17 protein-coding genes and 1 tRNA gene are annotated in these 18,538 nt (G+C 59.8%); 7 read left to right on the top strand and 11 right to left on the bottom strand.

All coding sequences use genetic code 11. The annotated features are described in order from the left end of the window. Positions 1-53 precede the first annotated feature (53 nt). Entirely contained in the window at positions 54-485 is a 432-nt protein-coding gene (locus LQ220_RS06930; protein ID WP_230187586.1) for a M67 family metallopeptidase, read from the bottom strand. On the opposite strand from LQ220_RS06930, the gene LQ220_RS06925 reads away from it, so the two are divergent. From LQ220_RS06925 to mtgA, 3 genes are all read left to right on the top strand, one after another. Beyond that, positions 479-1,438: an RluA family pseudouridine synthase gene (locus LQ220_RS06925; RefSeq protein ID WP_230187585.1), complete on the top strand. Its 960-nt coding sequence runs from the start codon at positions 479-481 to the stop codon at positions 1,436-1,438. The genes LQ220_RS06930 and LQ220_RS06925 overlap by 7 nt on opposite strands. A 65-nt stretch (positions 1,439-1,503) precedes the next feature. Beyond that, on the top strand, positions 1,504-2,409 hold the full coding sequence (gene rpoH, locus LQ220_RS06920; protein ID WP_230187584.1) for an RNA polymerase sigma factor RpoH: 906 nt from the start codon (positions 1,504-1,506) through the stop codon (positions 2,407-2,409). Between the two features lie 110 nt (positions 2,410-2,519). After that, entirely contained in the window at positions 2,520-3,230 is a 711-nt protein-coding gene (gene mtgA, locus LQ220_RS06915; RefSeq protein ID WP_230187583.1) for a monofunctional biosynthetic peptidoglycan transglycosylase, read from the top strand. Positions 3,231-3,354: 124 nt separating this feature from the next. Here the strand turns inward: mtgA and LQ220_RS06910 are convergent, their stop codons facing one another. The 6 genes from LQ220_RS06910 to LQ220_RS06885 form a co-directional block, all read right to left on the bottom strand. Continuing rightward, positions 3,355-6,714: a carboxypeptidase regulatory-like domain-containing protein gene (locus LQ220_RS06910; RefSeq protein ID WP_230187582.1), complete on the bottom strand. Its 3,360-nt coding sequence runs from the start codon at positions 6,712-6,714 to the stop codon at positions 3,355-3,357. A gap of 409 nt (positions 6,715-7,123) precedes the next feature. After that, on the bottom strand, positions 7,124-8,389 hold the full coding sequence (clpX, locus tag LQ220_RS06905; protein ID WP_230187581.1) for an ATP-dependent Clp protease ATP-binding subunit ClpX: 1,266 nt from the start codon (positions 8,387-8,389) through the stop codon (positions 7,124-7,126). A 171-nt stretch (positions 8,390-8,560) separates the two neighbouring features. Then, positions 8,561-9,205, bottom strand: coding sequence for an ATP-dependent Clp endopeptidase proteolytic subunit ClpP (gene clpP, locus LQ220_RS06900; RefSeq protein ID WP_281823648.1), 645 nt, complete (start codon positions 9,203-9,205; stop codon positions 8,561-8,563). 92 nt (positions 9,206-9,297) lie between these two features. Continuing rightward, positions 9,298-10,245 (bottom strand): glycosyltransferase family 2 protein, encoded by a 948-nt coding sequence (locus tag LQ220_RS06895; RefSeq protein WP_230187580.1) that lies wholly within the window; start codon positions 10,243-10,245, stop codon positions 9,298-9,300. Between the two features lie 124 nt (positions 10,246-10,369). Next, positions 10,370-11,950 (bottom strand): trigger factor, encoded by a 1,581-nt coding sequence (tig, locus tag LQ220_RS06890; RefSeq protein ID WP_230187579.1) that lies wholly within the window; start codon positions 11,948-11,950, stop codon positions 10,370-10,372. Between the two features lie 78 nt (positions 11,951-12,028). Next, positions 12,029-12,113 (bottom strand) — tRNA-Leu (locus LQ220_RS06885). A gap of 126 nt (positions 12,114-12,239) precedes the next feature. Here LQ220_RS06885 and LQ220_RS06880 point away from each other — a divergent pair. Then, positions 12,240-12,422 carry a hypothetical protein gene (locus tag LQ220_RS06880; protein ID WP_230187578.1) on the top strand — a complete coding sequence of 61 codons (183 nt, stop codon included), beginning with the start codon at positions 12,240-12,242 and terminating at the stop codon, positions 12,420-12,422. Here LQ220_RS06880 and LQ220_RS06875 read toward each other — a convergent pair. Beyond that, a complete protein-coding gene (locus LQ220_RS06875; RefSeq protein WP_230187577.1) occupies positions 12,419-12,796 on the bottom strand; it encodes a hypothetical protein in 378 nt (125 codons plus the stop codon). The two genes, LQ220_RS06880 and LQ220_RS06875, sit on opposite strands and share 4 nt — an antisense overlap. Before the next feature lie 242 nt (positions 12,797-13,038). Between LQ220_RS06875 and LQ220_RS06870 the strand changes: the two genes are divergently transcribed. Next, the gene (locus tag LQ220_RS06870; RefSeq protein ID WP_230187576.1) at positions 13,039-13,431 is read left to right on the top strand and encodes a hypothetical protein; all 393 of its coding nucleotides are present in this window, start codon (positions 13,039-13,041) and stop codon (positions 13,429-13,431) included. A gap of 43 nt (positions 13,432-13,474) precedes the next feature. On the opposite strand, the gene gatB is transcribed toward LQ220_RS06870, so the two are convergent. Genes gatB through gatC form a run of 3 tightly spaced genes read right to left on the bottom strand, consistent with a single transcriptional unit; the run spans position 13,475 to position 16,747 of the window. After that, a complete protein-coding gene (gene gatB / locus LQ220_RS06865) occupies positions 13,475-14,977 on the bottom strand; it encodes an Asp-tRNA(Asn)/Glu-tRNA(Gln) amidotransferase subunit GatB (RefSeq protein ID WP_230187575.1) in 1,503 nt (500 codons plus the stop codon). A 1-nt stretch (position 14,978) separates the two neighbouring features. After that, complete coding sequence (gene gatA, locus LQ220_RS06860) at positions 14,979-16,460, bottom strand: Asp-tRNA(Asn)/Glu-tRNA(Gln) amidotransferase subunit GatA (RefSeq protein WP_230187574.1); 1,482 nt, start codon at positions 16,458-16,460, stop codon at positions 14,979-14,981. Next, positions 16,460-16,747 carry an Asp-tRNA(Asn)/Glu-tRNA(Gln) amidotransferase subunit GatC gene (gene gatC, locus LQ220_RS06855; protein ID WP_230187573.1) on the bottom strand — a complete coding sequence of 96 codons (288 nt, stop codon included), beginning with the start codon at positions 16,745-16,747 and terminating at the stop codon, positions 16,460-16,462. Before gatC ends, gatA begins: the two co-directional genes overlap by 1 nt. Before the next feature lie 101 nt (positions 16,748-16,848). Between gatC and LQ220_RS06850 the strand changes: the two genes are divergently transcribed. Continuing rightward, positions 16,849-17,970, top strand: coding sequence for a DUF3089 domain-containing protein (locus LQ220_RS06850; RefSeq protein WP_230187572.1), 1,122 nt, complete (start codon positions 16,849-16,851; stop codon positions 17,968-17,970). Beyond that, entirely contained in the window at positions 17,967-18,425 is a 459-nt protein-coding gene (ruvX, locus tag LQ220_RS06845) for a Holliday junction resolvase RuvX (RefSeq protein WP_230187776.1), read from the top strand. Before LQ220_RS06850 ends, ruvX begins: the two co-directional genes overlap by 4 nt. Positions 18,426-18,538 lie beyond the last annotated feature (113 nt).

Genomic DNA, 18,538 nt, shown 5'->3' with positions numbered 1-18,538 from the left:
CTTGCCGGGAGGCAGCTTGCGATGCAAGCCACGATGCGGCCAAAGACGACCGTTTAGCCGGGTAATAGGATCAAATCCTCCGTCTGAAAGCAATTATGGACCCCTTGTCCCACAGCCCGCCAAAGCCGTGCATCATCGTGGCCCACTATTAGCCAGAGTAGTCCGTCCGCACCCGCATCGGCACCATCTGCCACTGACGGAGCGCTGCTGCCGTTGGGATGTGAGTGGTAGTGTCCGACGACCGGGGTACGATTCGCGCGGGCTTCGCGATGCGTCGCCAACAATATGGCCGGGTCGATTTCGAACCGGACGGAAGCATCCTCCGCTACGTTCGGAGCAGGGCGTATGTCCGTAATGTGCGTGAGGTTGCCGAGCAGCAGACCGCAAACCTCGTGCTCCGGTTCGGCGCGCGCCAGGCATATGATCCGGTCATAAAGCGACCTTGATAATTTGACGGCCATCACCACATCCTTATCCGATGCCATCGGGGGTTTCCACATTATACGCTAAGATCTCGGCGGAATGCGCCGGGACAAGGCTGGACAAGGCGCTTGCGATGCTCTTGCCGGACCTTTCGCGTGAGCGGGTAAAAGCGTTGATTTTGGAAGGATGCGTTGTCGGCTCTGCAGGACAGCGCGTATCCGATCCGGCTCTGAAAGTCGCTTTCGGCCAGACATTTTCAATAGCCGTGCCCGCCCCCACCGAATCTGCGGCCCAGGCCCAGAATATCGCCTTGAACGTGGTCTATGAAGACGCGGATCTCATCGTTGTCGACAAGCCTGCAGGAATGGTCGTCCATCCGGCAGCGGGCAATGCTGACGGTACGCTGGTGAATGCCCTGCTTCACCATTGTGCAGGGCAGCTTTCGGGGATCGGTGGCGTTGCCCGACCTGGCATTGTGCATCGCATCGATAAAGACACGTCCGGTCTTATTGTGGCCGCGAAAACCGACAAGGCGCATGAAGGGCTGTCGCGACAGTTCAAGGATCACAGCATTGAACGCCTCTACGCAGCGATAGTAGCCGGGCGCTTGATCCCTCCTACCGGCACCGTGTCGCAGTGGATCGGCCGATCTGATGGCGACCGCAAGAAGATGGCGGTGCATCCTGAAGGACGCGGCAAACACGCCGTTACCCATTACCGGACATTGGAACCATTGCACGAGGCATCGCTTGTAGAATGCAAGCTGGAAACCGGCAGAACGCACCAGGTTCGCGTACATATGGCGCATCTGGGGCATCCACTGATCGGCGATCCCGTTTACAGTAAATCAAAAAAACATTTCAAATCGATACTGGAAACGCTAGGTTTCAAACGTCAGGCATTGCACGCCAGAACGCTGGGGTTTATCCACCCGCTCAGTAGCAATGCTTTATCGTTCGAAAGCCGAATACCGGCTGACATGCAGGAACTGTTAAGCCAGCTTCGCGTACTATAATGGAAGTTGATTAGTGTCCGGATGCCTATTGGAGGGTCCGGTTCACGGAAGGGAAGAAAGTTGTCATGGCAAAGGGAAGCAATGTCCCCGCGACGATCCCCGCACTCGGCGGCGACGCGAGCCTGAACCGTTATTTGAGCGAAATCCGCAAATTTCCGATCCTGGCCCCCGAACAGGAATATATGCTCGCGAAGCGTTACGCCGAGCATCAGGATCCCGAAGCGGCAGCGCAACTCGTGACCTCCCATCTTCGTCTCGTGGCGAAGATCGCGATGGGCTATCGTGGCTATGGCCTTCCGGTCAGCGAATTGATCTCCGAAGGCAATATCGGGCTGATGCAGGGCGTGAAGAAGTTCGAGCCGGAGCGTGGTTTCCGTCTTGCAACATACGCGATGTGGTGGATCCGTGCTTCGATACAGGAATTCATTCTGCGTTCGTGGAGCCTCGTCAAGATGGGCACCACGGCATCGCAGAAGAAGCTGTTCTTCAACCTTCGTCGGATGAAGAACAACATCGAAGCGTTCGAGGACGGTGACCTGCGTCCGGAAGACGTGACGCACATTGCGACCAAACTGGGCGTGTCGGAGGATGACGTCGTCAGCATGAACCGTCGTATGGCGATGGGTGGCGACACGTCGCTGAACGTGCCGCTCCGTGAAGATGGTGAAGGTCAGTGGCAGGATTGGCTGCAGGATACCGATCCTCTGCAGGACGAACGGGTCGCCGACGCACAGGAACGCGACCTGCGCCACAGCATGCTGATTGAAGCGATGCGCGATCTCAACGAGCGCGAGAAGCATATTCTGGCGGAGCGCCGCTTGGCAGAAGAGCCCAAGACGCTCGAAGATCTCAGCCAGGTCTATGGCGTGTCGCGTGAGCGCGTTCGTCAGATCGAGGTGCGTGCCTTTGAGAAGCTGCAGAAGGCCATGATGCGGATTGCAGGCGACAAGCTGAGATTGTCCGCGATCTGATAGTCCACAGTTAATGTAAACGGATGGGCCGTCGATCGCAGGATCGGCGGCCTTTTCTTGGTGCATAGAGGACGGGTGACGGCACGGGCAGGTCACGCTAGGTTGGCGCCATGACAGAAGCCCTTCTCTCCTCCCCTACCGCAAAACCCCGCAAGCGCTTTCGTTGGAAACGGATGATCGTCAAGCTGGTGCTGGCGTTTCTGATCCTCTCGCTTCTGCCGGTGGCCTTGTTCCGTTTCGTGCCGCCGCCGGTTACGCTGACCATGCTGTTCGACCCGCGGGGCTTTACCAAGGACTGGATGAGCCTATCGACGATGGACCCGGATATGGCGCGTGCGGCGATTGCGGCGGAGGATGGAAAGTTCTGTTCGCATCACGGGTTCGATGCGCTCGCGATTGCGCAGGCGATGCGGCACAATGCCAGCGGCGGGCGGATACGCGGCGGATCGACGATCAGCCAGCAAGTCGCGAAGAACGTGTTCCTGTGGCAAGGCGGCGGCTTCGTCCGCAAGGGGCTGGAAGCGTGGTTCACGGTGCTGATCGAGACGCTGTGGGGCAAGCGGCGGATCATGGAAGTGTATCTGAACGTCGCGGAGACAGGCCTGGGCACTTATGGCGCCAATGCCGGGGCAATGCGCTACTTCGGGCATGATGCGTCCCGGCTGTCGCGGACGGAGGCAGCGCGGATCGCCGCGATCCTGCCGCTACCCAAGAAGCGCGGCGCCGTCGCGCCCAAGGGCTTTACCCGCCGCTATGGCAACAGCATCGCCGCGCGGATCGGCGTGGTGCAGCGCGATGGGCTGGATAGCTGCCTTAAGTAGCCGCGTAACTTTTCTAAGGTCGCCTATATGGCGTACCGGGCAAGGCCGATCCAACATTTCCAACAGACATGAAAAAGGGCGCATCCCGAAGGACGCGCCCCTTTTCTGTAGCGATGTCACGCGATCAGAAGCTGAAGCGAGCGCCCACGCGGATCGTGTAGAGCGACTGGCGCGAGTAGATCGTGTCGCTGGGCGTAGCATTCGGCAAGCTGTACCGATACTGCGCGCAGGTTTGCCCAGTATTGGTTGCGGGCGTTCCGGGCGTGCCCGTCGGCGTAGGAGCCTGCAAACACTGAACACGTGCAGCAGGAGCGGTGTAGGAGAACTGATATTCGCGAATTTGTCCCCAGTTCTTGTTCAACAAATTGGTGAAATTCTCGACATCTGCAAACAAGGTGATTCGCGATTTCCCAACAAACGTAGGTATTTCCTGCGAAGCGTGGAGATCAATCCGTGTAAACCACCTTGAATTGAACGCGTTACGTGGAGCAATCTTACCACGGTATTTAGCGAGGCCAGACGATTCAAAGAATGCATTCAACGTATTGGCCGTCGCCGCCGAGTCATAGGATACACGAGCGTCGTCGATCCCGGTCGGTACATATATCAGATACCGCGCACTCGAGCCGGTGGTTCCGAAAACAGCACTGCGACCGCTGGACGTGTCCTGGAATGTGTAGCTGTAAGGACGACCAATGCGCGTTTCGCCAAACAAAGCCAGTGTGGTTTTGTAATCGCCGAAGAAGGCACGCTCGAACGTCACGTCATACTTGAAGTTATACTTAACTTCATCGTTCGACACGCCATAGGCCGCGCCATTCGCGTCAAGGAACGCGCCATTGGCATAGTTCGAACCTGCAGTCGATGATGTTGCCGGCGCCTGATCCTTGACATCCTGATAGGTGAAGCTGCCACCTACATTCAGACCGAAATCCCATCCCTTACGGATGCGCGCAACAGCAATGTAGCTTCGGCCTTTCTTGGTATTGGTAAGCAGAATGTCATTCAGCGTATCGCCAAAAGTGGTCAGCGAGCGATAACGAACGCGGCCATCCGGCGTTGTCAGGTTCGTTGGCACCGAGCGAATGTCGGTGAAAAAGACCTGATTGCGGACGTCAGAGTAGAAGAAGTCAGCCCCGAATTCCCAATTGTCACCCAAGCTGCCAAAGTCGGCCTTATAATCTGCTGACAATGTAAAGCGGGCCTGAGAAGGCAGTTTGAACTTGGGATCGAGTGCGTTGGTAGCTGCTGCCGAGACGCCGCCAGCGATATAGGTGTTCGCTGCGCCAGGGATGGCAGCACCATTGACGTTCGTCAGCACCGATGCGGCATTAAAGCCAACCGGGAACGGGCTATTGCCTGTGTACGTTCCGTTGTTCTGCTGAATGATGTCGATGGTATTCGATAGAATGCCCGTGTTCGAGAAGCTGTTAGATGCATAAACATCTGGCGTACCGCCCGAGAATATGCCGAAGCCGCCGCGAAGCGAAAGGCGATTGATCGGTCGGAAATCAAAACCGATGCGCGGTTGAAATACGCCACGACCACTGATGAACGCATTGTTGGAGAAGCCATAGCGATTGGCAAACACAGGATTGGTAGCCGGGCGGCTTTTGCTGCCATACGTGTCGTATCGCGCACCATAAGCGACCGTCAGAATATCGTTGACGCGCCAAGTGTCCTGCACACCAAAGGTGTAGCTCATGTAGTTGAACTGCGCCGAGGCATCGTCGGGGTTCAGTGACGGGACAGCATTTGTGTAGCCAAAGCGTTGCGCGTTGCCGGCTTCGAAGTCAGCAATCGAGTCAAAGTAATAGGTGCCCGATGTCCCGCCACGAGGGTTGGAATTGCTCAAAAACGCATTGAAGATCTTGGTACGCTGGACATCCGCAAAAATGCGCAGATCATGATCGTTTAGCTGAAGACGAGTCTGCAACATACCGCCCCAGGTTTCGGTATTGAGCGCGTTGGTCTGGCGCGAAACGTCGGGTCCAAAAGCAACGGTCGCAAAACCGGGCGCGCACGTGACAGATGCGCTGGCGCCCGCTGCCCCGGGCGCTGTCCGGTCGGAAGTGGGTGCGGTACACACACGCATTTCCGCGAAACCGCGACCCAAAATCGGGTCCTGCAGGCGCTTGTAGTTTTTGTAGAAACCGCGTGCTTCTGTAGAAAAGCTGTCGCTCCATTCGGAGTTGAGCTGGAATACGCCGGTGTGCAAGCGGTTGCCCTGCAGATAACCGTTCGATTCCAGACCAAGCGAGGGAGCACCCGTGCCCGAACTAGTATTGTTGGTAAGCTTGATGGAGTCCTTCGCATATGTGTAGGTGATCGATGCGCGCTGAGTATCAGAAATGTTGGCGTCGATCTTTGCCACTAGGCGATCATCGCTATCGTCCGAATTGGCGATCACGCCGCCGGGGGTATAGCTGTAGCGCGATGTTGCGATGCCGGTGATGCGATCAACCTGCGCCTGCGTCAGAGTGGGAATGCCCACACCCGCGTTGTTGTCGAGCGGGCCTTCCGAGATGGGCGTTCCAGCCCTGATGCGTTCGCCAGCGACCATGAAGAACAGACGATCCTTGATGATCGGGCCGCTAAGTTCTGCGCCGTAGTTCTTGATTTCGAAGTTCGGCAGCGTCACGCGACCGGTTGTAACGCCCGGGCCAGCCTTGGTTTTTTTGCCGGTCAGTTCGTCCGACGAATAGGCATAGAAGCCCGTTCCCTGGAAATCGTTCGTGCCGGAGCGCAGGATAACGTTGACCGTGCCACCTTGGAAATTGCCTTCACGGACATCATATGGCGCAACCTTCGCCTGGAACTGGCCAATGGCATCCAGCGGGATCGGCGAACGACGCGATGGCAAGCCATCGGGGTTCAAGCCGAAGTTATCCGTGATGGGAACGCCGTCTACCGTGAAGCGATTGAAGCGCGCATTTTGTCCAGCGAACGACACTGCACGGCCGCCCCCGGGGGTGTCGTCAAGCCGCGCGAATGGGTCACGGCGCATGAGGTCGCGTACGTCGCGATTGACAGTGGCAATCCGCGCGATGTCTTCCGACGTCAATACGGTTGCCGGACCTTGCGAAACGGTGCCTGCACCCTTGATCGATGCAGCCGTGACGATGATCGCTTCGCCCTCGCTCGCCAACTCTACGGGTAATGTGAAGTCCTGAGAAACGACGGTATAGATATCCGTCACAGTGGCATCCGCATAGCCCGGCGCCTTAACCACCACCGAGTAGGGCCCGCCTGCGCGTAGTGCACCGGCGACGAACGTGCCGTTACCCGTTGTCGTCAGGATCGTCTTCGATCCCGTGCCATCGTTGGTGATTTCGACTGTTGCTCCAGCAACGGGCGTCCCGGCACTCTGCACGGTGCCGCGAATTGTGGACGTGGTTTCCTGCGCAAATGCAGGAGTCGCTATGGCTGTGGCCAAGCTGATCGACGCCGCGCTGGCGGCAAGAAATAACTTAAGGTCCCGCATTTCCCTGTTCCCTTGGCTTTGTGAGTGTCCCAACTTTCTTAGTTTGGGACATTCGAATAACTGTATGTGTGACTCGCCCGCTGCATGTGGGGGCGTATGACGTCGCCCCTGTGATGTTGTGGTTGCAGTTTTGTGACGATGCCGCGCTGCGCTGTGTCATCGTACCTGCGGTGCCAGCCGATATGGGGGCAGGCAGGGGCGTCTCCTGTGCCGTCGCTAACGCGCGAACGGCCATAAATCACGGGTTTTTGTGCGGGTGCGTAACAAGAGTGAACAACTGCGGCAATTTTGCAACGCTGCAGATAATTTGTGTTGCAAGTGCGTGAAGGGCGGAACTGCCCTATGCGCATATCACAAAAAAGGGGCCGACATTGCTGCCGACCGCTTGTTTACTTAACGATAGAGAATGTCAGGCGGCGTCGCCGGCCTTGCGCTGTTCGCTGAACACGCGGACGGGGTCTTTGCTGCCGGCGACCACATCCTTGTCGATCACGACTTCGCCCACGCCCTGCATAGAGGGCAAGTCGAACATGGTGTCGAGCAGGATCGATTCGAGGATCGAGCGGAGGCCACGTGCGCCAGTCTTGCGCTCGATGGCCTTGCGGGCAATGGCGACCAGCGCTTCGTCGGTGAAGCTGAGTTCGACATCTTCCATCTCGAACAGCTTCTTATACTGCTTTACGAGGGCATTCTTGGGCTCGCCCAGGATCTTGACCAATGCCGCGACGTCGAGGTCTTCCAGCGTCGCGATGACGGGCAGACGGCCGACGAATTCAGGGATCAGGCCGAATTTGAGCAAATCTTCCGGCTCACTCTGACGCAGCAGCTCGCCGGTGCGGCGTTCCTCGGGCGCGGCGACATGCGCGCCGAAGCCGATGGACTTGGCTTCCAGACGATCGCCGATGATCTTTTCCAGACCCGCAAACGCGCCACCGCAGATGAACAGGATGTTCGTGGTGTCGACCTGCAGAAACTCCTGCTGGGGATGCTTGCGGCCACCCTGCGGCGGGACGGACGCCGTGGTGCCTTCCATCAGCTTGAGCAGCGCCTGCTGCACGCCTTCACCCGATACGTCGCGGGTGATGGACGGGTTCTCGGCCTTGCGGCTGATCTTGTCGATTTCGTCGATATAGACGATGCCGCGCTGCGCCTTTTCGACATTATAGTCGGACGCCTGTAACAGCTTTAGGATGATGTTCTCGACATCTTCGCCGACATAGCCCGCTTCGGTGAGTGTCGTCGCGTCGGCCATTGTGAAAGGCACATCGAAGGTCTTGGCCAGCGTCTGCGCCAACAGCGTCTTGCCGCAGCCGGTGGGGCCGACGAGCAGGATGTTCGACTTGGCGAGTTCGACTTCGCCCGTCTTCGTGCCGTGGTTGAGGCGCTTGTAATGGTTGTGGACCGCGACGGAGAGGACGCGCTTGGCGCGATTCTGGCCGATCACATAATCGTCGAGCACGTCGCAGATTTCCTGCGGCGTCGGCACCCCGCCATCCTTCCGTCCGACGAGACCGCCTTTGGTCTCCTCCCGGATGATGTCGTTGCACAGTTCCACGCACTCGTCGCAGATGAACACAGTTGGCCCGGCGATGAGCTTACGCACTTCATGCTGCGACTTGCCGCAGAAGGAGCAGTAGAGCGTACTCTTGGAATCGGAGCCTTGAAGCTTTGTCATTACGGTCTTTCCTGGCCCGGCGGGGGGCGGCGGACCCACCCCGCATCGCCGGACTTTTCATGTCCACGGTCCAGTCTAGACCGCGTTACGCGCGTTTCACAAGAGACGTTTATGTGACAGCCACGTAAATACTCCCTTAGCGTCGCGGACGTCGCCAAGGATTTCATCGCATTATTCCGGCAATGCGGCCGCTGCGGGACGCTTGCCGTACACTTCATCCACCAGTCCGAAAGCCTTGGCTTCGTCCGCTTCCATGAAGGTATCGCGGTCCATAGCCTTCTCGATCTCCTCGATCGGCTTGCCCGTATACTGGGCGTAAAGACCGTTGAGACGCGCACGGATGCGCAAAATTTCTTTGGCCTGAATTTCGATGTCCGACGCCATGCCCTGCGCGCCGCCTGATGGCTGATGCACCATGATGCGCGCCTGGCTCAATGCGACTCGCATCCCCGGCTCACCGGCGGCAAGCAGGAAGCTGCCCATCGAAGCGGCCTGACCGATGCACACGGTGCCGACCTTGGGCCGGATATACTGCATCGTATCGTGGATCGCCATGCCCGCCGTGACGACACCGCCCGGCGAGTTGATGTACATATAGATGTCCTTCTTCGGATTCTCCGATTCGAGGAACAGCAACTGCGCCACGATCACCGATGCCATCTGGTCCTCGACCTGACCGGTCACGAAAATGATGCGCTCACGCAGCAGGCGCGAGAAAATGTCGAAGCTGCGTTCGCCGCGGCTCGACTGTTCGATGACGATGGGGACCATTGCTGCGAGGGTGTCGTTCAGATGCCCGGAAATCATGTCTCTCATTGTGCTCTTTCGGTGAGTGCTTTTGCCCTGCCCTACATCGGGGCAAAGCAGGACAGGTTCAAGGGGCTTAACGGTTAAGTCCGGACGGACGATTAACGGTCGCGCGCAAAATCGCTGGGGGCGCGAAATGTGAGATAGGCGAGACGGCGCACTTCACGGCGACCGCGCACCACCGTATCGAGGATGAGGCCGCACATGCCGTTCAGCACCGCGATGATCATCAGCCCGGTGATGAGGATGGCGGTGGGGAAGCGCGGGACGAGGCCGGTTTCGAGATAGGTGATGAACAGCGGTACCGCGAGGATGAGGCCCGCGAGCGCGAACAGCGCCCCGATAGCCCCGAAAAACACGACCGGCCGCTCGATCCGATAGAGCTGGGCGATGGTACGCAGGATACGCCAGCCGTCGCGATATGTGGACAGCTTGCTGACCGATCCTTCGGGGCGCGCGGCATAGGCCGTCAATTCTTCGGCCACAGGCATCGCGAGTTCGAGCGCGTGGACGCTCATTTCCGTTTCGATCTCAAACCCCGCCGAAAGGACGGGAAAGCTCTTGACGAAACGGCGGGAGAAAATGCGGTAGCCCGAGAGAATATCGGTGAAGCTGCGGCCGAAGAGGCGACGTAGCAGGCCGGTGAGGACCGCGTTGCCGAGGCGATGACCCCGGCGGTAGGCAGCCTCGACTTCGGACTTGCGCGCGCCGACGACCATGTCGAAATTGTTGGTGAGCATCGCGGCGACCATGCGAGGCGCGGCGGCGGCTTCATAGGTCGCATCGCCATCGGCCATGACGTAGATGTCGGCGTCCACATCCGCGAACATGCGGCGGACGACATGCCCCTTCCCCTGCTGGCGGACGGAACGGACGATGGCACCAGCCGACGCAGCGATGGCGCGGCTGTCGTCGGTGCTGTTGTTGTCGAAAACGTAGATGTCGGCGCCGGGCAGCGCCTGCGCAAAGTCCCGCACGGTCTGTGCGATCGCCTCTGCCTCATTGTAACAAGGCAGGAGAACGGCGATGCGGGGCTGAGATTCGCTCATAGTGACATTCCTTGCCCCGTTCGCCCTGAGCTTGTCGAAGGGCTGCACTTTTCCAAAAAGAACAAGGCTTCGACAGGCTCAGCCCGAACGGGGCAAGGTTTATTCAAAATTGAAAGCGACGATGTCAGGCGTCGGCCTTCTTCGCTTTTGGCGCTGCCTTCTTGGCGGGCGCTTTCTTTTCTTCGGCTGCCGGAGCTTCGGCCGCGTCGGCAGCAGCGGCCTTCTTGGCCGGTGCCTTCTTGGCGGGCTTGGCTTCGGCTTCTACCGTTTCGGCAGCAGGTTCAGCGGCTTTCTTGGCCGCAGCCTTCTTTGCCTTGGGCTTTTCGTCGTGATCGTGGCCGCAATCGGGACCGTGGACGTGCGGCTTCAGATCGCCGTCTTCTTCCTCGATCGCCGCTTCCAGATCGGCACGGCTGACGGTGCGGTCAGCAATTTCTGCCTTTTCGAACAGGAAGTCGACGACCTTGTCTTCATACAGCGGCGCGCGAAGCTGAGCAGCGGCCATCGGTTCCTGACGGACATATTGAATAAAACGCTCACGGTCCTGCTGGCCATACTGCTGTGCAGCCTGCATGATGAGGCGGTTCATTTCGGCGTCGCTGACCTGAACATTGTTGGCCTGACCGATTTCCGACAGCAACAGGCCGAGGCGAACGCGACGTACCGCGATGGCGCGATAATCGTCCTTGTCCTTTTCCATTTCGGCCAAGGCAGCTTCGGGGTTCTCGTCATGCCCGGCTTCATGCTCAAGCTGCGCCCAGATCTGATTGAATTCGGCTTCGACCATGCTGGGGGGAACATCGAAATCATGCGCGGCGGCAAGCTGATCGAGCAGCTTGCGCTTCATGTGGGTACGCGTCAGGCCGTTATGTTCCTGCTCGATCTGGCCCTTCAACAGCTCTTTCAGCTTGTCGAGACCTTCAAGACCCAGACCCTTGGCGAAATCTTCGTCCAGCTTGGGCTTCGACGAATCGAGGATGGACTTCACGACGATGTCGAACGTCGCGGCCTTGCCCTTCAGATTTTCGGCATTGTAGTCTTCGGGGAAAGTGACGTTCAGCACCTTTTCGTCGCCAGTCTTCACGCCGATCAACTGGTCTTCGAAACCGGGGATCAGGTTGCCCGATCCGATTTCGACCTTCATGTCTTCGCCCGTGCCGCCGTCGAATGCTACGCCATCGACCTTACCGACGAAATCGACGACGACAGTGTCGCCGGTCTTCGCCTTGTGCGTCTTGGGGAACTCTTCGAATGCGCCCTGCTGCGATGCAATCTTGCCAGCAGCTTCGTCAACCTGTTCGTCGGTCACTTCGGCGATCAGGCGTTCCAGCTTGAGGCCGTCGATGCTCGGCGCAGCGACTTCGGGCAGCACTTCGAGTGCGACCTTGATCTGCGCGTCCTTGCCGAATTCGAAACCTTCGTCGAGTTCGACCGAAGGCTGCATCGCGGGACGCAACTTGTTGTCGGACAGGATCTTCTGCACGCCTTCCTGAATCGCGGTGTTCAGCGCATCGCCCTGAAGGCGTTCGCCGTGCATCTTGCGGACGAGATTGGCAGGCACCTTGCCGGGGCGGAAACCGGGCATGCGGACCTGCGGAGCCATGGTCTTCACTTCCTGATCGACGCGGGCGTCGATGTCAGCAGGCGTGATGGTCAGGGTGTAGGCGCGCTTGAGGCCTTCGTTCAACGTCTCGACAGTCTGCATTTTTCTAACAACGCTTTCTAAAGCTGAAATCGGTGGCAACATCCATCTTAAGGACTAACCAGCAAGCACAGGCATTACTGGTGCGGGCGAAGGGACTCGAACCCCCACATCTTGCGATACCAGAACCTAAATCTGGCGCGTCTACCAGTTTCGCCACGCCCGCATCGGTCGCCGGTCGGCGGGCCATAGAACAAGGTTGCGCGAAGGGCAAGGGATAGTGGCCATAAGCCGATACATGCGGAACCTTCCTCGCCTCCGGTGCTTAATGAAGGAGCAAGGAGACGATCTCATGGCCAGCCGCCCCGACCACGACCGCGCCGAAATCCCACCGCCCGATGTGATCGAACCGCAATCGCCGCCGGAGTTGCCACAGATCGATACGCCCGACGAAACCCCCTATCGCGAACCGCCCGAAATCGCGCCGGAGACGCCGAATATCGATGAGCCGGGACGTGGGCCGGACGAGGTTTAGCTATTGGGTTGTAGCGCCAGTTGCCCGTAGACAATTTCGCCTGCGCGCAGCTTTGCCACATTCCCACGGGCGAACAGGATGTAGATGGGCGCAAGCAAAACTTTCGCAGCGTCGTCGCCCTTGCCACCCTCCCCCTTGTCCAGAAGCTCGCCGGTGAGCGGCAGTTGCCTGTCCCCTACGGCAATGTAGGTTAACTGGACTTCAAGACGACCGCGCTTCAGTCCGGCTCCTGCGTCCTTGGCTTCACGAACGATTCCAAACGCAGGCGAACCGGCTGGTATGGTTACGCCTTTCGTTTGAAACGGCTCATCCACCATCAGCTTGACGACGTCGCCCGCCTTGGCCTGGCTCGAATTGACCTCACGCAGCACCATTAATTTTATGCGTGGCGCAGCATTCACGGCCGCTGCGGCGGGAGGCGGAGAAGCGGGGCTAACATCACTCTGCGCGAGACTCTGCTGAGATAGACAAAGCACACCGACCGCAATCGTAAACCCTAAACCCACTCGTTTCATACTGCCCCCATGTACATGTCGGCGAATGTTAGATCATACCGTTGCCAATCGCAAAGCCGCGTAATAGGAATTCGCTCCTGTTTTGGAGGGGGATTCCATTGATGACTTATAAGTTCGTAAGTGCCGCCATGATTGCCGCGGCAATGACGGTTTCTAGCGGTCCGGCCACTGCCAAAGACACGCCTGCAAAACCCTATGTGGTTGTGAACGAGGATGTCGGCGTACCGGTATTTCCCAACGACATTACCGACCGTCCCTATGAAGTGATCGGGGAAGTCAAAGCTGAGGTGCGCAAAGGCACCATCTTCAGCAAGGAAGCCTCTCAGGCCAAAGTCTACAAGGAGCTTTGGGAGCGCGGCCAGAAACTTGGGGCGGATGCCGTAATCAAGGCGCAATATGGCGACGCGCGCGTGACGCTGATGAGCTGGGGCAGCGTCAAGGCAACGGGCACGGCCATTCGTTTCAAGGCGGCTGAAACGCCCGTAACGCAATAATATCCGAAAGGGCGGCCCGACGTGGGTCGCCCTTTTCGTCAGATCAGCCCAAAGCCTTCTTCAAAATCTCATTCACGACCTTCGGGTTGGCTTTCCCGCCCATCGCTTTCATCGTCTGGCCGACGAAGAAGCCGAACAGGGCTTCCTTGCCGCCGCGATACTGCTCCACCTTGTCGGCGTTGTCGGCGATGACCTTGGCGGCGGCTTCTTCGATGGCGCCGGTGTCGCTGGTCTGTTTGAGGCCTTTTTCCTCGACGATTTTGCCGGCGGCGTCGCCGGTTTCGAGCATGATTTCGAAGACCTGCTTTGCCAGCGTGCCCGACAGCGTGCCATCTGCGACGAGGGCGAGCAATTCAGCGCCCTGTGCGGGGCTGACGGGGCTGGTTTCCAGATCCTTGCCCAGACGATTGAGCGCGCCGAACAGTTCGGACAGCAGCCAGTTGGCAGCGGCCCTCGCAACGTCGCTTTCGCTCTTGCCCTGTGCGCGGGCGCTTTCGCTGACCAGAGACTCGAACCAACGGGTGGTTTCGACTTCGGCGGTCAGCGTCGCGGCGTTGTAGGCGGAGAGACCGAGTTCGGTCTCATAACGGGTGCGCTTGGCGTCGGGCAGTTCGGGGAGCGACGCGCGGCATTCGGCCAGAAACGCATCGTCCAGTTCCAGCGGCAACAGGTCGGGATCGGGGAAGTAGCGATAATCATGCGCGTCTTCCTTCGACCGCATGGACCGGGTTTCGTTCTTGTCCGGATCGTAGAGGCGGGTTTCCTGCACAATCTTGCCCCCGGCTTCGAGGACATCGACCTGCCGGTTCGCTTCATGCTCGATCACGGCCATGACGAAGCGGACGGAATTGACGTTCTTCGTTTCCGTGCGCGTCCCAAATTCCTCACCCGGCTTGCGGACGCTGACGTTCACGTCGGCACGCATGGAGCCTTCTTCCATATTGCCGTCGCACGAGCCGACATAGCGCAGAATCGATCGCAACTTACGGACATAAGCCCCTGCTTCGACAGGAGAACGCATGTCCGGCTTCGACACGATTTCCATCAGCGCGACGCCCGACCGGTTGAGATCGACATAGCTGCGCGTCGGGTGCTGGTCGTGCATCAGTTTGCCGGCGTCCTGCTCGACATGGATGCGCTCCACGCCGATGGTCTTGGTGGCGCTGTTGGGGTGTTTCTCGTCCAGCGTGACCGTGATCTGCCCTTCGCCCACAATGGGGTGATAGAGCTGGCTGATCTGATAGCCCTGCGGCAAATCGGCGTAGAAGTAGTTCTTCCGGTCGAAGCGCGAATATTTGTTGATCTGCGCTTCGATCGCCATGCCAGTGCGCACCGCCTGCCGGATGCATTCGCGGTTGGGCGCGGGGAGCATCCCCGGCATCGCGGCATCGACCAGCGACACCTGCGTATTCGGCTCCGCGCCGAACGCGGTCGCCGCGCCGGAGAACAGCTTTGCGTTGGAGGTGATCTGGGCGTGGACTTCCAGCCCGATGACGACTTCCCAATCGCCGGTGGCGCCGTGGATACGATAGGTTGATTCAGTCATGTTACCACCATTTGTCCGGGCGTGCCGTGAAGCCTGCGCGCTCTTCGATAGCCAGCGCGGCGTTGAGGACGCTTTGTTCGTCGAGCGCTTTGCCGATGATCTGCAGACCCAGCGGAAGCCCCTGCGCGTCGAGACCGCCGGGGACCGACATCGCGGGCAGACCGGCGAGCGAAGCAGGCACGGTGAAGACGTCGTTCAGGTACATCGCCAGCGGATCGGCCTGCTTCTCGCCCAGCGCGAAGGCGGCGGACGGTGCCGTGGGTGTGAGCAGCAAATCGCAGCTTTCCCAGGCGCGGTCGAAATCGCGGGAGATCAACGTGCGGACCTTCTGCGCCTGCGTATAATAGGCGTCGTAGAAACCGGCGCTCAGCACATAGGTGCCGATCATGATGCGGCGCTTCACCTCTGGCCCGAAACCGGCGGCGCGGGTGGCGGCGTACATATCCTGCAAGTTCGCGCCATCGGGCAGATCGCGCAGGCCGAAGCGCACGCCATCATAGCGCGCCAAATTGGACGACGCCTCTGCCGGGGCGATGATGTAATAGGTCGGCAACGCATATTTGGTGTGCGGGAGTGAGACCTCCATGATCTCTGCGCCCGCATCCTTCAGGAAGGCGATGCCCTTTTCCCAGAGCGCGTCGATTTCGGCGGGCATGCCGTCGACCCGATATTCCTTGGGAATACCGATGCGCTTGCCCTTGAGATTGCTCGACAATCCTGCCTCCCAAGCGGGGACAGGCAGATCGAGGGAGGTCGAATCCTTGGGATCGAAACCTGTCATCGCTTCAAGCAGGATGGCATTGTCGCGCACGGTGCGCGCCATCGGTCCCGCCTGATCGAGCGACGACGCGAACGCCACCACGCCCCAGCGCGAGCATCGGCCATAGGTGGGCTTGATGCCGCTGATGCCGACGAAGGCGGCAGGCTGACGAATAGAGCCGCCGGTATCGGTGCCGGTCGCAGCGGGGCAAAGCCGTGCCGAGATCGCCGACGCGCTGCCGCCTGACGAACCACCCGGCGCAAGCGAGGCATTGCCGCCATCGTTGCGCTTCCATGGGGAAATGACGTTGCCGAAGAAGCTGGTTTCGTTGGAGGAGCCCATGGCGAACTGATCGAGGTTCAGCTTGCCCAGCATCCCCGCGCCGGCATCCCACAGCTTGCCCGATACGGTGGATTCGTAGGTCGGAATGAAGCCTTCGAGGATGTGGCTGGCCGCCGTGGTCTGCACGCCATTGGTGCAGAACAGATCCTTCATCCCGATGGGCACGCCCGAAAGCGGCTTGAGATCGCCAGAAGCGCGCGCCGCATCGGCTGCGTCCGCCGCGGCAAGCGCATGGTCGGGCGTTTCGACGATGAAGGCGTTCAGCGCCTTGGCCGCGGCGACATTGGCGTTGAAGCCTTCGGCCACTTCGCGCGCGGTGAAATTGCCTGCGCGGAAACCGTCGCGGATTTCAGCGACGGTCAGATCGGTTACATTGCTCATTATTCGATCACCTTAGGCACCGCGAAGAAGCCCTGTTCGGCTTGCGGCGCATTGGCCAGCACCTTTTCGCGCACATTGCCGTCGGTGACGACGTCGTCGCGCAGGCGCAGCGTGTTGGGGATGACGGCGGTCATCGGCTCTACGCCGGCGACGTCGACTTCGCCCAGTTGCTCCACCCAGCCAAGGATGTTGTTGAGTTCAGGCACCAGCGCCTGCGCTTCGCCGTCGGTGACGGAAATGCGCGCGAGGCTGGCGATCTTTTTGACGGTTTGCAGGTCTATGGACATGCGCGCGGCGCTAGCATTGCGCGCCCGCTCCATCAAGCGCGATTGCCCGATTGGGCGCAACAGGATAGGCGCGGTGGTAACAAACGCATGTGGAGCGCCCGTTGGCCCGAAAGTTTCTCTATGTCATTGCAGCGCTGATCGTGTTGGCGATTGCGTCCGCCTTTGCCTATCGCATTTTCGGGCAGCAGCTCATTGACGCGACGATGGTGCCCAAGGGGGCGTTCAGCGCGCCTCCGCCCGCCCCGGCGGATGCTTATGCGAAGGCTGACCGCTGGATTGCACGACCGGACATCGTGAAGAACAATCCGACGCTCTGGCGACCCGCGGGCTATAAGGAGGCGGCGGAACCCGCACGGGCAGCAGTCTTCTTCATCCACCCCACAAGCTATCTGGCGCTGGCAACCCAAGCGCAATGGAACGCGCCACTCAGCGACCGCGAGTCGCAGGACATGGCTGCGCGGTTCGTGCGCAGTCAGGCGAGCGCTTTCAACGGCGTCGGCGCGATCTGGGCACCGCGATACCGGCAGGCGCATTATGGTGCATTCCTGACCGACAATGCCGATGGGCAGAAGGCCATCGACGCCGCCTATCGCGATGTGGCGCAGGCGTTCGAGGCGTTTCTCGCCGCCAATCCGTCCGGGCCGATCATTCTGGCCGGACATAGCCAAGGGTCGCTCCACCTGTTGCGATTGCTGCATGACAAGGTGGCGGGGACGCCCATCGCGGCGCGGATCGTGGCGGCCTATGTCGTCGGCTGGCCGGTTTCGATGGAAGCAGACATCCCGGCCCTGGGCCTTCCCGCCTGCACGATGAAGGGACAGGCCAACTGCGTGCTAAGCTGGCAGAGCTTTGCCGAACCGGCAGATCCGTCCGCCGTTCAGAAGGTGTTTGACGGCGGCACAGGCTTCACGGGCAAGCCGCGCCCGGGAACGAAGATGCTATGCACCAATCCGCTCACCGGCACCGCCGACGCCACCGCACCTGCCAGCCGCAATCTCGGTACGTTGGACGGGCGGGATAAGGAAGACAGCCCGACACTGGTGCCGGGTGCAATCCCGGCGCGATGCGGCAAGGACGGTTTCCTGCTGATCGGCGATGCGCCGGACCTTGGCCCCTATGCCCTCCCCGGCAACAATTATCATGTGTATGACTATGCGCTGTTCTGGGCAAATATCCGGGCCGACGCGCGCGAAAGGCTGACGACATTTCTGAAAAAGCCCTGATAACCGCAGACCGCAATGCCTTTCGGGATGCCTTGCCCGATGGTGGGCGGCTGATCGGCATGGACGTCGGCACCAAGACAGTGGGGCTGGCGCTGTGCGATTCCCAATGGGTGATCGCCAGCCCCGCGCACACCATCACGCGCGGCAAATTTTCCAAGGACAAGGCGACCATTGCGACGTTCATGGCGCAGCAGTTCGTGAAGGGCATCGTCATCGGCCTGCCTCTCAATCTGGATGGCAGCGCATCACCGCGCAGCCAGTCGTCGAAATCCTTCGCGCAGAATATGGGGGATATGGGCGTGCCGATCCTGCTGTGGGACGAACGCTGGTCGACGCAGGCGGTGACCCGCACGCTGATCGACGCGGACGCCAGCCGCGCGCGGCGCGACGTGCTGGTGGACAAGCTGGCGGCGAGTTACATTCTGCAGGGTGCGATTGATGCGCTGCGGGGGTGAGACGCTTGGTCCTTGGTGAAGCGTTCTCCGGCGCAGGCCGGGGTCCAGCCCCACGCTCCGAGCTGGACCCCGGCCTTCGCCGGGGAACGGCCTAACTAAGCGCTCCCCCTTCC

It is taken from the genome of Sphingobium sp. CECT 9361 (genome assembly GCF_918741285.1).
In the GTDB taxonomy this organism is placed as follows: domain Bacteria; phylum Pseudomonadota; class Alphaproteobacteria; order Sphingomonadales; family Sphingomonadaceae; genus Sphingobium.
This window is presented reverse-complemented; position numbering and strand designations above follow the sequence as displayed.

Coding starts and splice junctions, on each gene's coding strand:
- gatA (WP_230187574.1), bottom strand. CDS start 16,460: ATGAGCAATGTAACCGATCTGACCGTCGCTGAAATCCGCGACGGTTTC.
- LQ220_RS06925 (WP_230187585.1), top strand. CDS start 479: ATGCCATCGGGGGTTTCCACATTATACGCTAAGATCTCGGCGGAATGC.
- LQ220_RS06875 (WP_230187577.1), bottom strand. CDS start 12,796: ATGGTGCTGCGTGAGGTCAATTCGAGCCAGGCCAAGGCGGGCGACGTC.
- clpP (WP_281823648.1), bottom strand. CDS start 9,205: ATGAGAGACATGATTTCCGGGCATCTGAACGACACCCTCGCAGCAATG.
- clpX (WP_230187581.1), bottom strand. CDS start 8,389: ATGACAAAGCTTCAAGGCTCCGATTCCAAGAGTACGCTCTACTGCTCC.
- LQ220_RS06930 (WP_230187586.1), bottom strand. CDS start 485: ATGGCATCGGATAAGGATGTGGTGATGGCCGTCAAATTATCAAGGTCG.
- gatC (WP_230187573.1), bottom strand. CDS start 16,747: ATGTCCATAGACCTGCAAACCGTCAAAAAGATCGCCAGCCTCGCGCGC.
- gatB (WP_230187575.1), bottom strand. CDS start 14,977: ATGACTGAATCAACCTATCGTATCCACGGCGCCACCGGCGATTGGGAA.
- LQ220_RS06895 (WP_230187580.1), bottom strand. CDS start 10,245: ATGAGCGAATCTCAGCCCCGCATCGCCGTTCTCCTGCCTTGTTACAAT.
- LQ220_RS06910 (WP_230187582.1), bottom strand. CDS start 6,714: ATGCGGGACCTTAAGTTATTTCTTGCCGCCAGCGCGGCGTCGATCAGC.
- tig (WP_230187579.1), bottom strand. CDS start 11,950: ATGCAGACTGTCGAGACGTTGAACGAAGGCCTCAAGCGCGCCTACACC.
- rpoH (WP_230187584.1), top strand. CDS start 1,504: ATGGCAAAGGGAAGCAATGTCCCCGCGACGATCCCCGCACTCGGCGGC.
- LQ220_RS06870 (WP_230187576.1), top strand. CDS start 13,039: ATGACTTATAAGTTCGTAAGTGCCGCCATGATTGCCGCGGCAATGACG.
- LQ220_RS06880 (WP_230187578.1), top strand. CDS start 12,240: ATGGCCAGCCGCCCCGACCACGACCGCGCCGAAATCCCACCGCCCGAT.
- mtgA (WP_230187583.1), top strand. CDS start 2,520: ATGACAGAAGCCCTTCTCTCCTCCCCTACCGCAAAACCCCGCAAGCGC.